Raw genomic sequence first — 12,940 nt, forward strand, 5'->3', positions numbered from 1 at the left:
CCATCCCGAGGGACTGCGGCGTGCTGGCGTCGGGCGACGGCTGGTGCAGGCCTTCGTCCAGCGGGCCGAACTCGGTCATCAGGGCCGGGCTGCCGCCCCACGGGGTCTGTTCCTCGGCGATCAGCGAGTTCGTCGTGAGCAGCAGACCGGCCACCGAAGCCCCGTTCTGCACGGCGGAGCGGCACACCCGCAGCGGGTCCACGACGCCGAGGGCGATCATGTCCCCGTAGCGGTCGTGCAGGGCGTCGAAGCCCTCGTCGTCGCCCAGTTCCCGGGTCCGCGTGACGATCTCGTGCGCCGGGTGGCCCGCGTTGTGCGCGATGAGGAACGCCGGTTCGGCCAGGGCCCGCCGGACGATCTCGACGCCGATCGCCTGGTCACCGTCCAAGCCGAGGCCTTCCAGGGCCTTTTCGGCGTGCAGGAGCGCCGCTCCCCCGCCGGCCACGATGCCCTCGGCCATCGCCGCCCGGGTCGCCGACAGGGCGTCCTCGACCCGGTGCTGCAGTTCCTTCAGCTCGGCCGGGGTGGCCGCACCGACCCGGACCACCGCGACCTTGCCGGTGAGGGCGCCGATCCGCTCGGTCAGGACGTCCTCGTCGACGCCGAACTGCGCGCGCTCCAGCTCCGCCCGCAGCTGCCCGACCCGGAAGTCCACCGCTTCCGACGAGCCCGCGCCGCCCACGATGGTGGTGCGGTTCTCGGTGACCCGGACCTGCTTGGCGCGGCCGAGGTGCTCCAGGGTCATCGTCTCCATCGTGAACCCGGACTGCCGCGAGAGCACCGCGCCGCCGACGATGGCCGCGAGGTCCTCCAGCTTGTGCAGCCGCCGGTCGCCGAAGCCGGGCGCGCGGACGGCGACCGACTGGAACGTGCCGTTCATGTGGTTGTGCACCAGCATGGACAGCGCCGTGCCCTCGACCGTCTCGCCGATCACCACCAGCGGCCGGGGTGCCCGCATCACCTTGTCCAGCAACGGCATCAGCTGCTGCACCTTGGTGATCTTCTCCGCGCACATCAGGATGTAGGGGTCGTCGAGCACCGCTTCCAGCCGGCCCGGGTCGGTGACCAGGTACGGCGAGAGGTAGCCGTTGTCGAACTCGAACCCTTCGACGAACTCGACGCTCATCCCGATCGACGGCGACTCCTCGACGGTCACCACACCGCCGTCGCCGACGGTGTGCAGGGCCTTGGCGATGACCGCGCCGACGGCGTCGTCGTCGTTGGCCGAGATCGCCGCCACCCGCGCGTAGTCCTGTTCGGACACCACCGGGTGGGCCTGCTTCTCCAGGTGCGCCACCAGCAGCCCGACCGCGTGGTCGATGCCGCGTTTGACGAGCACCGGGTTGCCGCCGCTCGCGATCGCCCGCATGCCTTCGCGGACGATCGCCTGGGCGAGCACGGTCGCGGTGGTCGTGCCGTCGCCGACGACGTCGTTGGTCTTGATCGCCGCTTCCTTGACCAGCTGCGCGCCCATGTTTTCGAACTGGTTCTTCAGGTGGATCTCGCGGGCGATGGTGACGCCGTCGTTGGTGACCACCGGCGAGCCGGTGATCTTCTCGATGATCACGTTGCGGCCCTTGGGGCCCAACGTGGACTTGACCGCTTCGGCCAGCTTGTCGACGCCCACCAGCAGCAGGTCGCGGGCGTCCGAGCCGAACCGCAGTTCCTTCGCCATCTGCCCGCTCCTAGGGGGTGAGGATCGCGCGGCCGCGCACGCGCCCGGCGTCGAGGTCGGCCAGCGCGTCGAGCGCCGCGTCCAGGGGGTACTTCTTCGTGTGGAGGGTGACCTTGTCGGCTTCGGCCAGGACCATCAGCTCGACGAGGTCGTTGTAGGTGCCCACGAGGTTGCCGATGATGTTGCGCTCGGTCGAGATGATGTCGATCGTCGGGATCTCGATGTTCGAGCCGTAGCCGATGACGAAGTGCGACCCGGCGCGCCGCGTCATCGCGAAGGCGTCCTGCTGGGCGCCCTGCTCGGCGACGAAGTCGAGGACGACCTCGGCGCCGTTGCCACCGGTCAGGTCGAGCACGGCTTCGACCTGCTTGCCGTCGGCCAGCACGGTCTCGTCGGCGCCCAGGGTGGCCGCCAGGTCGAGGGCGTCGGCGTTGCGGTCGACCACGATCACGCGGGTCGCGGTCAGCGCCTTCAGCGACTGGATGCCGATGTGCCCGAGGCCGCCGGCGCCGTTGACGACGCAGGTGGTGCCCGGGTATAGGTGCGGCACGGCCTTGCGCACCGCGTGGTAGGCGGTGATCCCCGCGTCGGCCAAGGCAGCCACGTCGGACGGCTCGGTCGACGGATCGAGCTTGATGCACGCCCGCGCCGACGTCAGCAGGTACTCCGCCATCCCGCCGTCGCTGCTGATGCCGGGGAAGCTCCCGTTCGGGCAGTGCATGTCGTCGCCCGCCCGGCAGGCGTGGCAGAGCCCGCAGGTCGGCGTCGGGTGCAGGATGACCGTGTCGCCGACCTCGACGTTCGTCACCGCCGGGCCGACCTCGTGCACCCAGCCCGCGTTCTCGTGGCCGATCGTGTACGGCAGTGCGACGCCGGACTTCTCGGCCCACTGCTCCTCGATGATGTGCAGGTCGGTGCGGCACACGCCGGCGCCGCCGATCTTGACCACGACGTCGAAGGGTCCGGTCGCGCGCGGCTCCGGGACGTCTTCGATCACCGGTTGCTGATGGTACTTCTGCAGCCGCACGGCCTTCATCCCGTGCCCTCCTCTTCGCTGGTCAGGGCGTACCGCGCGCGCAGCATGCCGCGGCAGACGCCCGAATTGGCCTCCATGCTCGTGCGGGTCAGCCGCGCGAACGCCAGGTGGCGCTTCGCCTCGGCCGCGGACACCGCTCGCCCGGTCGCCGGGTCGAGCAGCAGCGGGTCGCCGTCCTCGGCGGGCAGGCCGAGCTCGCGGCGGCGGGCCCGCAGCCGGTCGAGGTCCGGGCTCGGCGGGAGGTCGCCGAGGGTCAGCGCCGCCGGGTCCCGGCCGAGGGACCGGCAGACGCGGTCGGTGCCGGCCAGGACGGCCTTGCGGACGAAGTCGTACCGCAGCGTGTCGAGTTCGTCGACGGCCTCGCCGTCGAACGACGCGACGAACCCCTGCCGGGCCGCGACCCCGCGGTTGATGACGTCGGACGCGAAGTGGTCGTCGAGCCGGATGTCGAGCCCGGTCAGGCCCGGCACCCCGGCCACGGCGTCGTAGGCGTCCGCGACCATCAGGAACGCGAAGTTCGGCGCGCAGAAGTACGTCGGCAGCCGCAGCCGGACGACGGCGTGGCCCGCGGCGCTCACCTCGCAGCGGGCCACGAATCCCAGGTCGGTGAGGGGTTCGTCCAGTTCGGGATCCCGGACGGTGCCCAGCGCGGCCCACACGGCGGCGCGGGCCCCGGTCACCACGGCGGTCACGGGTTCGGCACGCCGACGGGCTCGACGTCCTTCGGATTCGCCAGCTTCAGTTCCTCCGGGACGTCGATGCCGTACAGGCGGGCCGCGTTCAGCCCGAGGATCTTCTTCTTCTGGTCGACGGTCAGCGGCGGGAAGTCCGACAGCTCTTCGTCGGACGGCATGTTCCAGTCGACGAAGCCCTCGACCTGCCACTTCGGTTCCCAGATCGCGTAGTCCGCGCCGAAGACGAGCTTGTCCTCGCCGAGCCAGAACATCAGCTCGCCCATGACCTTGGCGAAGAACTTCGGCCGGGCGTGCATCAGGCCGCCGACCACGACGGCGAGCCCCGCGTAGACGTTCCGCTCCTGGGTGGCCATGAAGCAGAAGTCCTCGATGCGCGGCAGGCCGACGTGCTCGACGATGAAGTTGAGGCCCTGGAAGTTCGTCGCCGCGTAGTCCACATCGGACACGTCGAACGCGTCCTTGTCCAGGGGCCAGATCGTCGGTCCCTTGTGGATGTGGATGTTCGTGACGCCGAGTTCCTCGCACTTCTCCAGGTAGCGCGCGGTTTCCGGGTCTTTGAGGCTCCAGCCGCGGGAGTCGCCGCGCCACTCGGCCGTGTAGAGCTTGACGCCCTTGCAGCCGTACCGCTTGACACGCTCTTCCAGGGCCTTCAGGCCCTCGTCGCCTTCACGCGGGTCGAAGGTCGTGTTGACGAGGAACTTGCCGGGGTGCTTCTCGGCCAGCGCCGCGTCCGCTTCGGTCGTGTTGAAGCCGTTCTTGTACCACTGCCGCAGGTTGGTCGGCTGGAAGACGGCCGTGTCGACGTGCCCGGCCTCGAACAGGTCGTGCATCATCAGTTCCTCGGAGTACTTCTGGAACCGGTCGAGCGGCCAGTGCGTCTCCTTCGGGCCGAGCCCCTGGTAGGCGTGGAAGCACTCGATCCAGCCCTTGGCGTATTCCTCCTGCCCCTCCACCCAGTTCTCCGGGCTCGCGTCCCAGAAGTGGGTGTGGGCGTCCACCACGAAATACTTCTCGCCGTCTTTTTCGTACATTTCCTGATCCTCCTGAGCCGGATCGAGTGCTGGGTCCTACTTGATCGGTTTGAGGTCGAAGTCGAGGTATTCGGCCGCGTCCTCGGGGTTGGCGAACATGATCGTGCGGTCGTCTTCGTGGATCATCCGCCCGTAGTGGGTGGACATGCTCTCCTCGAACTCGGCCGCGGTGAACCAGCCCTCCTCCTCGCCGGCGGCCTCGTCGACCTCGGCGTAGACGACGTCCATGCGGCCGACGGCGTCGACCCGGATCATCGAAGGCAGCGGGGTGATGGTGACGTTGTCCTTCGTGCCCATCACTTCCGCGATGATCGCGCCCACCTGGTTGTTCATCAGGGTGAAGCCGCACATGTTGGACGCGGTGTTGTCGGCCTTGAACGGGCTTTCCGCGGTTTTGAAGATGGTCACTGGCCCAGCTCCTCGGGTGCCTTGAGGCCCAATTCGGACAGGATGCCGGCGAACCGGCTCTTCACGCGGTCGAGACCGTCCTCGAACCGGATCGGCTTGGCGTCGGGCTGCGACCACAGCGGCTGCAGCGCCCGGGCGGCGGCGATGCTCTTCGGCACCCAGTCCTCGAGCCACTTCTGCAGCAGCGCCTTGTTGTGGTCGGCGAACTCCTTGTCGTTGATCAGCAGGTGGAACAGCGGTTTCGTGTAGCGGAGGTCGCGTTCGGAGAAGTCGAACTCCTCGGCGCCGATCAGCGTCGGGGTGACGAAGTCGCCGTTCGCCGGCGCGGCCTGCTGGACCAGGTTGCTGCGGAACAATTCGCCGACCAGGGGTTCGAAGACGACGTTCGCGGCGAAGATCGCCTCGCCCCAGTCCCAGATCCCGGTCAGCTGCTCGGCGGTCTCCCGCACGCCCTGCCAGGCGGGATCTTCGTTCCACGTGGACAGGTGGGCGGTGCCGTCGAAGCCCTCGATCTCCTCGGTCAGCGTGAGGTTGTAGAGGGCCAGGTCCTGCGCCGCGCGGATCCGGTGCATGCTGTTCACGGAGATCGCGTTGTTGTGCATGTTCGTCGGGGCGCGGCGGTTGGCGTTGGCGAACAGGTAGAGCCCGAGGCCGTGGTCGACGTGCATCCACGCGCCGACGTGCTTGGCGACGAAGTCGACCCAGTTGCGGTTCCACTGTTCGAACGCCTTCGCCTGGCGCGCGGCGTCGATGTTCTGGTTCAGCTGGCGCACGACGTTCGCGTTGTACCGGTAGAGCGTGAGCTCCCACTCCTCGTTGGGGTCGCGGAACTCGTGCCAGCCGTGCGCCGGCCAGTCGTAGCCCTTGCCGCCGGAGCCCGGGCCGCGCTCGGGCAGCGGGCGGTCGGAGCCCCACGCCTTCAGCGCGGTCCACTCCAGCGGGTAGCCGCCCTGGCCGTCGGCGAAGGCGTAGAGCCAGCCCTGCGACAGGTAGTGCCGCGGGTCGGGCTGGACCTCGACGGTGACGTCCTCGTAGTGGCTCTGCTTGCGCTTGGCCGGGGTGAAGTAGTTGTACTGGCGGGCCGTGGAGTCCGGGAAGACCTTCGCGCCCGCCTCGGCGTCGGTGAACGCCGGCTTGGGCACGCTGCGTTCGGAGGTGGCTGTCATGGGTTTCCTACCCTTCGCCCGTGGTGGTGAACTTGTCGTAGAAGACGCGTTTGTCCGCGACGCCGAGTGCGGGCAGCAGCTCCAGCGCGGCCTCGACCATCGGCGGCGGCCCGCAGACGTAGGCGTCGGCACCGGTCAGATCGACGCCGGCCCGGCGCAGGACGTCGGTGACGAAGCCGGTTTCGCCGGTCCAGCCGGCGTCGCCCGGCTCGGACAGCGCGGGGACGTAACGGAAAGACGGCAGCTTCTCCTCGAGCGCCCGCAGTTCCGCCTCGAAGCAGAGGTCGTGGCGGCGGCGGGCGCCGTAGTAGAAGACGGCCTTCCGGTCGATCCCGCGCTCGGCCATCGACCGCAGCAGGGACAGGATCGGCGCCATCCCGGCCCCACCGCCGACGAACACGAGGTCCGCGCCCGGGTTGTCCCGCAAGGTGAACACCCCGAACGGGCCGGTCACCCGGAGCCGGTCGCCGACCGCGACTCCGTCGGCCAGGAACCGGGAGAACAGCCCGTCGGGGTAGATCTTGATGACGAACTCCAGGAGCCCGTCGCGCGCGGAGGTGTTGGCCATCGAGAACGACCGGGTCTCCTCGGTGCCCGGGATCGCGAAGTCCAGGTACTGCCCGGGGAAGAACTTCAGGTCGCCGTCGAGCCGCACCACCAGGTGCCGGAGGTCGTGCGTCACGGGATCGTTGGCGACGACCTCGACGTCGGCCTCCTGGATCGGCAGGCCGGACTGGATCATCTCCTCGTCGTAGTTGAGCAGCTCGATCGTCAGGTCTTCGTAGGCGTGGGCCCGGCACAGCAGCGTGAAGCCTTCCTCCTTTTCGTAGTCGGGAAGCGCGAAGGTCGAATACCGGTCGTGTTCGACGTCGTCGCCGTCGAGGAGGAACGACTTGCAGGCCGCGCACTGCCCTTCCTTGCAGCCGTGCATGAGCATCACGCCCTGCTCGGCGGCGGCCCGCAGGATCGTCTGGTCCTCGGCGACGTCGATCTCGATCCCGACCGGCTCGAACCGGACGCGGTGTTTCTCCGCCATGCCAGGCCCTTCCGTCTCAGGCCTGCGGCGCGGGGCGCCCGGCCGGACCCTGGCGGTTGTAGTCGGCGACGAACGCGGCACGCTCGGCGTCGGTCATCCGGTTCAGCAGCACGTTCGGCGACTGCACTTCGGGCATCCGGCGCAGGTGGTCGAGCGTCCACATCTTCTTCGGGTCGAGGTCCAGGTGCGGCTGGGCGACCATGGTCTTGCCGTCGTCGCGGACGAAGCCCATGTCGGAGACGACGTCGGCCCAGTTCCAGCCGTGGTAGAGCGTCTCCCACTCGCGGGCGCCGACCAGCTGGCCCATGTTCGGGGTGTTGCGGCCCTGGTAGGTGGGCCGGAACGCCTCGGCGTCGGTCCAGCGGCAGGTCTCCGAGCAGTACGTCCGGTGCTGGCCGTCGACCTGGTCGACCACCATGTCCTCGCGGATCAGGCACGGCACCATGCAGGTCCAGCAGCGGTGCGGGTACACGTAGTCGACGTCCTCGGCGACGATCGGGTGGTGCCCGTTCGGCGTCGCGAGGCGGTTGTAGTTCTCCCACCACTTGCCGTACTTGTCGTACCAGCCCGGGTACTTGTACTCGAACCACTCGAAGTCTTCGTCGGTCATCGGGTCGATCCGCCAGTAATTGGCGAGCCACCCGGTGGCGAAGAACTGCGCGACCTCGTGGACGTAGCCCTTGTTCCAGATCCGGTTCCAGGCTTCCTCGATCAGGTCGTGCGGGATGACGAGCCCGTACTTCTCCAGCGGGACCAGGTAGGAGCGGTAGTAGTCGTCGTAGATCCAGCGGCGCCACATCTCCGCGTAGCTTTCGCGGTCCTTGCGGCGGTCCTTGGTGCCGTATTCGATGAACGTGCCGATCGCGGCGTCGACGACGGCGTGGTTGTTCCACCACGCGTACCGCAGGTCGCGTTCGAGCAGCTGGTGGTTGCTTTCGTCGGACAGCGCCATCAGCAGGGTCGCGTAGCCGTTGCTGATGTGCCGCGATTCGTCGGACTGGACCGAGTGGAACACCGTGGGCAGCAGGTAGTCACCGTTCGCGGCGGCTTCGGCGGGCATGGCGACGAACAGCGTGTTCGTGAACGCCGTTTCGGCGACGATGGTCAGGTAGATGCTCGCCGCGGTGATGGCGTCCCCGGTGATGAAACCTTCGGCGAACTGGCGGCCGATGGTGCCGCAGTAGTCGTTCTGGAAGTTGCGCAGGCTCGAGTTGAAGCCCGCCGGGTCGATGTAGTTCTGCATGTACAGGCGCTTGAGGTTCTGCTGGATCGTCGAGTGGCGGACCTCGTCGATCATCTGGATCGCCTGGCCGTTGTGCAGTTCCGGGTTCGGGACCGTGCGGAACAGCAGCGGCATCGCCCGCGCGGCGGAGATCTCCGGCAGCGGGATGATCGACAGGAACAGTTTCTGCCACTCCAGCCAGCGTTCCTGGACCTGGCGGAACATGTTGCCGCGGATCGCGCCGTCCTCGGCGCCGTAGACCCGGTGGTCCTTTTCCTCCTGCATCGGGAAGTACGAGCGGAGGACCTGCTTCAACGGGTCCTTCTTCTTGGCCTTCCGGAAGGTGTAGTCGGTGCCGTAGTGCGAAACCGGGGTGTGGTACGCCGGTTCCCACGACAGTTCCTGGATCTTCTGGTGGGCTTTCGCCACACTCTGGCGACTCATGGATCACTCCTTATTCACGGCTCGCCGGCCCGGCGTTGACCATTAGGCGGGCCCGCGCGGTGGCCGCGGGTCTCAATCTGAGACAGAACCGCGGCCCGGCGGCGTGTCGAGCAGCCGCGCGCGCAACGCGGCCAGCTCGTCGTGGACGCCGGCCCGCACCCGGGCGTCCCCTTCGGCGGCCGGGACGATCCCGAACGCGCGCAGCAGCGCGGCGGCGGGCTCGCCGGGGTCGCCCGCGGCGCCCAGCGTCGGGTGCAGCCCCTGCTCGGCCAGGTGGGTGAAGACCAGGTTGACGATCGTCCACGGGTTGTACGTCTCGGCGGCCATGACCCCATCGCACCGCCGCCGCGCGGCCGGGAGCGTCTCAATTTGAGACACCGGTGTGTCACCCGCACCCGTACGCTGGACGGGCGGCACAACGGGTGTGCCCGCACCCACGTGGGCCGCGGGGAACTGGAGGTCACGTGGACGAGATGGCCCTGGTCGCCGACGACGAACTCGCCCGCACCCGGGTGCGGTTCCTCACCGCGGAAACGGTTCCCGCGGACACGGTCCGGCCGACGATCCTCGCCTCGTGGCGGCGGTCGCGGGAGTTCCAGGTCGAGGCCGACCGGATCGACCCGCTCTACCTCGGCGACCAGAACCTCGACATCCCGCTCATGCGCGGCGCCGAACCGGTGCTGGAGAAGCTGGGCGAGCAGTTCGAGGGCCAGCCGATCAGCCTCATCCTCACCGACCCCGGCGGGGTCGTGCTCACCCAGCGGACCGGGGACGCCGACCTCGCCCGGCACCTCGAGCGCGTCGAGCTGGTGCCCGGGTTCAGCTATGGCGAGCAGTCCGTCGGCACGAACGGCATCGGCACCGCGCTGGAGGACGGCCGCCCGACGACGGTGTTCGGCCACGAGCACTACGCCGAGCACCTGGAGAACCTGGCCTGCGCCGGGGTGCCGATCCACCACCCGATCTCGGGCAAGAAGGTCGGCGCCGTCGACCTCACCTGCTGGTACAAGGACGCCGGCGGCCTGCTCGTCGCGCTGGCCCGCTCGACGGCCGAGCAGATCCGCCAGGCCCTGCTGCGCCACAGCGATCTGCGGGAGATGCTGCTGTTCCAGGCCTACCTGCAGACCTGCCGCCGGTGGACGGGCATCGTGCTGGCGTTCAACGAAGACATCGTGATGATGAACGACCGGGCGCGGCAGCTGCTCGACCCGGCCGACCAGTCGGTGCTGCTGGGCCACGCCACCGAGGCGCTGGCCGAAGGCCGCCGGACGCCGGCGACCCTGTCGCTGTCGAGCGGGTTGCGGGTGCGGGTGCTGTGCCGCCGCGTCGCGGGCCGGCGCGAAGCCGAGACCGCGGGCGGCGTGCTGTCGGTGAAGCTGATCGAGGCCGAGGAGACCTTGGCCGTCCCGACGCCGATGCTGCCGATGTACCTGCCGGGTGTGGTCGGCTCGGCACCGCTGTGGCTGCGCTGCGGGCACGACCTCGACTCCGGCCACCAGCGCGGCGAGTGGGTCGCGCTCGAAGGGGAGCCCGGCACCGGCAAGCTGACCCTGGCCAAGGGCCTGCACCAGCGCCACCACCCGGCGGCCCGGCTGCGCACCGTCGACGCGGCGTCCGGCCCGGACTGGGCCGCGCTGCCGCGCGAGCACGCCGAAGCCCCGATCCGGACGCTGGTGATCCGGCACGCGGACCGGCTGGCGGCCCCGGCGGCCACCGCGCTGGCGGCGGTCTTGCGGACCCTGCGCGAGGACGCGAGCCCACCCTGGGTCGTCGTCACCCTCGTGCCGGAGGCCGAGACCGAACCGGCGCTGGCCGAGCTGCTGAAGTTCTTCCCCCGGACGGTGCGGGTGCCGCCGCTGCGCCACCACGTCGAAGACCTCGCCGAGCTCGTCCCGCTGGTGCTGAGCAAGCTCGGCTACGGCGGCAGGCTGACGTGCTCGGCCGCGGCCCTGCACCTGCTGATGCGGGCGGAGTGGCCGGGCAACACCGGCCAGCTCCACCAGGTGCTGCGCACGGTCGCCCAGCGCCGCCGCGCCGGCACCATCCGCCCCGGCGACCTCCCGGCGGAGTTCCACGCGGTGACCCGGCGGCCGCTGAACCGCTTCGAATCGATCGAGCGGGACGCCATCGTGCGGTGCCTGGAAGACGCGGACGGCAACAAGGTCCGGGCGGCGAAGCTGCTCGGCATCTCACGGGCGACGATCTACCGCAAGATCCACGAGTACGGCATCGTGCCGCCGGCCCGGTAGCCGCCCGGATCCCCGGCGGGCGGCTCCCGGCGCGTCACTTCGCCGGCGGGTTCACCGCCTTCGCGACCTCGTCGATCGTCTTGGCGTCGACCAGTCCGGTGTCCTCGAGCACCTCCATGTGGTCCATCACCGTCTGGTTCGCCTGCCGCGCGTGCCGCCGGATGACGTCGTTCTGCGTCCCGGCGCGGACTTCGGCGATGGTCGCGAAGATCTTGCCGTGCGACGAACGGAGCAGGTTCGCGAACAGCTTGTCGAACTCGAGCCCCTGGGCGGCGGTCAGCTGGCGGACCCAGCCCTGCTGCTCGGGGGTGGCCTGGTCGGGCAGCGTCACCCCGAGCATCTTCGCGTCTTCGCGCACGAGCTGGTCGAGGCGCGAATGGCCGTCCAGCAGGTGCAGCCCGGCGCGCTTGACCTGTTCGCTGCTGGCGTGGGTCTGCGCCAGGGAGCCGGCCGGGATCTCCCACAGCCCGGCCTGGCGAACCTTGACCAGGAACGTCTTGTCGAGCTCGGTGACCGGCCCGGCGCCGGTCGCCGGACCGGTGGCGGCGGCTTCGCCGGCCGAGCCCATCTGCATGCCGGCCATGTCCTGGCCGTAGGCGGGGACCTGCGCTTGCGTCGAGCCGGGCGAGGTCTGGGCGTTGGCCTGCAGCACCATGACCGAGCCCACGCCGACCACGGCGAGCGTGGCCACGACGACCAGCGCGGTCCGGGCCTTGGCGCGGCCCGTCATGCCACGGTGATCCGGCATGATTCCTCCTTCTGACGACAGTGCGGGTACGGGGTACACGGACGTCACAGGGAGGAGGTTCAGCAGAATCCGGGGAATTATTCTTGCCTGCCAACGGAATCAGTTCTCAGGCGTGCTGAAGGCAGCGGAAACGCAAGAGTGGCCGATGCGGCCGGACACACCCGGCGAGCGCCGGGGATGTCCATCTTGACCGATGCTCTTGCGATTGGCAAGTATTGCGGCATGCAACCCCACCACCAAGACGCGGCCCTGGGCGGCGACCCGGACGTGGCCGCCCTCGACGGCCTCACCGTGGTCCTGGTCGGGATCGCGTGGGAATGCGCGCACGCGGCGCCGCCGGAGGTGTCGTTCCCGCAGTCGCGGCTGCTGCTGGTCCTCGACCGCCTCGGCCGCGTCCCGAGCTCCCAGCTGGCGGCGGCGATGGGTGTCAACGCGTCCTCGGTGACGCGGCTGGCGGATCGGCTCGAAGGCCTCGGGTACGTGGCCCGCGGCCGCAGCCCGGGCAACCGCAGCGTCGTCACGCTGGAGGTGACCGAGGCCGGGCACGAGATCGTGGCACGCATGCTCGAGCGTCGGCAGGCCGCGCTGGGGGCGCTGCTGGACAAGCTCCCACCGTCCCAGCGCAAGGCCGCGGCCGAGGCGGCCCGCCGGCTGGTCCACGCGGCGGCGACCATCCCGGCACTCGGTCCGGCCGCGCTGTGAGTGCCATCCTGGACGGCATGCCGACCCGCTGGACGTGCCCCCGCTGCGACCGCGAGTTCGCGCGTGCGGGCCAGGGGCACACGTGCGTCCCCGGCTGCACGGTCGAGCAGACGTTCGCGGGCAAGCCACCGTGGCAGCGCGCGGTCTACGACGCGGTGCTCGGCCACCTGCGCACCCTCGGCGACGTCCACGAGGACGCCGTCAAGGTCGGGGTGTTCCTGAAGCGGGACCGGAAGCTGGCGGAGCTGCGCCCGCGATCCCGCGACGTGCTGGTGTACCTGTGGCTGCCCCGGCCGGTGGAAACGGCCCGCATCGCCCCGGCGAGCTGGGCGAGCGGGCCGCGGGTCGGGCACAAGCTGAGCCTGCGCGCGGTGTCCGATGTGGACGACGAAGTCCGCGGCTGGCTGACGATCGCGTTCGAGACGTCCTGAGCGGTCATGGTTCGCCCGGGGCCAGGGAGCCCCACCGGCCCGGACGGCCGGGCAGTGCGGAACTCTCAGCGCCGGTGCCACCCTGCACAAGGGCGGT

At 69.8% G+C, this 12,940-nt stretch carries 13 protein-coding genes; 3 read left to right on the plus strand and 10 right to left on the minus strand.

What is annotated here, in order from left to right:
* The 9 genes from groL to ACWDN5_RS28835 form a co-directional block, all read right to left on the minus strand.
* A partial coding sequence (groL, locus tag ACWDN5_RS28795; RefSeq protein ID WP_449678482.1) for a chaperonin GroEL occupies positions 1-1,675 on the minus strand: 1,675 nt, incomplete at its 3' end.
* 10 nt (positions 1,676-1,685) lie between these two features.
* Positions 1,686-2,711 carry an NAD(P)-dependent alcohol dehydrogenase gene (locus tag ACWDN5_RS28800; RefSeq protein ID WP_449678483.1) on the minus strand — a complete coding sequence of 342 codons (1,026 nt, stop codon included), beginning with the start codon at positions 2,709-2,711 and terminating at the stop codon, positions 1,686-1,688.
* Positions 2,708-3,403, minus strand: coding sequence for an iron-sulfur cluster assembly protein (locus tag ACWDN5_RS28805; RefSeq protein WP_449678484.1), 696 nt, complete (start codon positions 3,401-3,403; stop codon positions 2,708-2,710). Before ACWDN5_RS28805 ends, ACWDN5_RS28800 begins: the two co-directional genes overlap by 4 nt.
* Positions 3,400-4,437, minus strand: a complete 1,038-nt coding sequence (locus tag ACWDN5_RS28810; protein ID WP_310975745.1) for an amidohydrolase family protein — start codon at positions 4,435-4,437, stop codon at positions 3,400-3,402. Before ACWDN5_RS28810 ends, ACWDN5_RS28805 begins: the two co-directional genes overlap by 4 nt.
* A gap of 36 nt (positions 4,438-4,473) precedes the next feature.
* Complete coding sequence (gene mimD, locus ACWDN5_RS28815; RefSeq protein WP_310975744.1) at positions 4,474-4,845, minus strand: propane 2-monooxygenase effector subunit MimD; 372 nt, start codon at positions 4,843-4,845, stop codon at positions 4,474-4,476.
* Positions 4,842-6,011 (minus strand): ferritin family protein, encoded by a 1,170-nt coding sequence (locus tag ACWDN5_RS28820; RefSeq protein WP_310975743.1) that lies wholly within the window; start codon positions 6,009-6,011, stop codon positions 4,842-4,844. Before ACWDN5_RS28820 ends, mimD begins: the two co-directional genes overlap by 4 nt.
* 7 nt (positions 6,012-6,018) lie before the next feature.
* The gene (locus tag ACWDN5_RS28825) at positions 6,019-7,047 is read right to left on the minus strand and encodes an FAD-binding oxidoreductase (protein WP_449678485.1); all 1,029 of its coding nucleotides are present in this window, start codon (positions 7,045-7,047) and stop codon (positions 6,019-6,021) included.
* Positions 7,048-7,063: 16 nt separating this feature from the next.
* The gene (locus tag ACWDN5_RS28830) at positions 7,064-8,713 is read right to left on the minus strand and encodes a ferritin family protein (RefSeq protein ID WP_310975741.1); all 1,650 of its coding nucleotides are present in this window, start codon (positions 8,711-8,713) and stop codon (positions 7,064-7,066) included.
* 72 nt (positions 8,714-8,785) lie between these two features.
* The gene (locus tag ACWDN5_RS28835; protein WP_310975740.1) at positions 8,786-9,040 is read right to left on the minus strand and encodes a hypothetical protein; all 255 of its coding nucleotides are present in this window, start codon (positions 9,038-9,040) and stop codon (positions 8,786-8,788) included.
* A 137-nt stretch (positions 9,041-9,177) separates the two neighbouring features.
* Here ACWDN5_RS28835 and ACWDN5_RS28840 point away from each other — a divergent pair, with 137 nt between their 5' ends.
* Positions 9,178-10,962, plus strand: a complete 1,785-nt coding sequence (locus tag ACWDN5_RS28840; RefSeq protein WP_449678486.1) for a sigma-54-dependent Fis family transcriptional regulator — start codon at positions 9,178-9,180, stop codon at positions 10,960-10,962.
* A 34-nt stretch (positions 10,963-10,996) separates the two neighbouring features.
* Here the strand turns inward: ACWDN5_RS28840 and ACWDN5_RS28845 are convergent, their stop codons facing one another.
* On the minus strand, positions 10,997-11,710 hold the full coding sequence (locus tag ACWDN5_RS28845) for a DUF4142 domain-containing protein (protein WP_449678487.1): 714 nt from the start codon (positions 11,708-11,710) through the stop codon (positions 10,997-10,999).
* Between the two features lie 222 nt (positions 11,711-11,932).
* Between ACWDN5_RS28845 and ACWDN5_RS28850 the strand changes: the two genes are divergently transcribed.
* On the plus strand, positions 11,933-12,412 hold the full coding sequence (locus ACWDN5_RS28850; protein WP_449678488.1) for a MarR family transcriptional regulator: 480 nt from the start codon (positions 11,933-11,935) through the stop codon (positions 12,410-12,412).
* Between the two features lie 17 nt (positions 12,413-12,429).
* Positions 12,430-12,843, plus strand: a complete 414-nt coding sequence (locus ACWDN5_RS28855; protein WP_449678489.1) for a DUF5655 domain-containing protein — start codon at positions 12,430-12,432, stop codon at positions 12,841-12,843.
* Positions 12,844-12,940: the final 97 nt, after the last annotated feature.

The organism is Amycolatopsis sp. NPDC003731 (genome assembly GCF_053586895.1).

Excerpts from the sequence above, each read along its gene's own strand:
- ACWDN5_RS28800 (WP_449678483.1), bottom strand. The coding sequence starts at position 2,711 with ATGAAGGCCGTGCGGCTGCAGAAGTACCATCAGCAACCGGTGATCGAA.
- ACWDN5_RS28810 (WP_310975745.1), bottom strand. The coding sequence starts at position 4,437 with ATGTACGAAAAAGACGGCGAGAAGTATTTCGTGGTGGACGCCCACACC.
- ACWDN5_RS28820 (WP_310975743.1), bottom strand. The coding sequence starts at position 6,011 with ATGACAGCCACCTCCGAACGCAGCGTGCCCAAGCCGGCGTTCACCGAC.
- ACWDN5_RS28825 (WP_449678485.1), bottom strand. The coding sequence starts at position 7,047 with ATGGCGGAGAAACACCGCGTCCGGTTCGAGCCGGTCGGGATCGAGATC.
- ACWDN5_RS28830 (WP_310975741.1), bottom strand. The coding sequence starts at position 8,713 with ATGAGTCGCCAGAGTGTGGCGAAAGCCCACCAGAAGATCCAGGAACTG.
- ACWDN5_RS28835 (WP_310975740.1), bottom strand. The coding sequence starts at position 9,040 with ATGGCCGCCGAGACGTACAACCCGTGGACGATCGTCAACCTGGTCTTC.
- ACWDN5_RS28845 (WP_449678487.1), bottom strand. The coding sequence starts at position 11,710 with ATGCCGGATCACCGTGGCATGACGGGCCGCGCCAAGGCCCGGACCGCG.
- ACWDN5_RS28850 (WP_449678488.1), top strand. The coding sequence starts at position 11,933 with ATGCAACCCCACCACCAAGACGCGGCCCTGGGCGGCGACCCGGACGTG.
- ACWDN5_RS28855 (WP_449678489.1), top strand. The coding sequence starts at position 12,430 with ATGCCGACCCGCTGGACGTGCCCCCGCTGCGACCGCGAGTTCGCGCGT.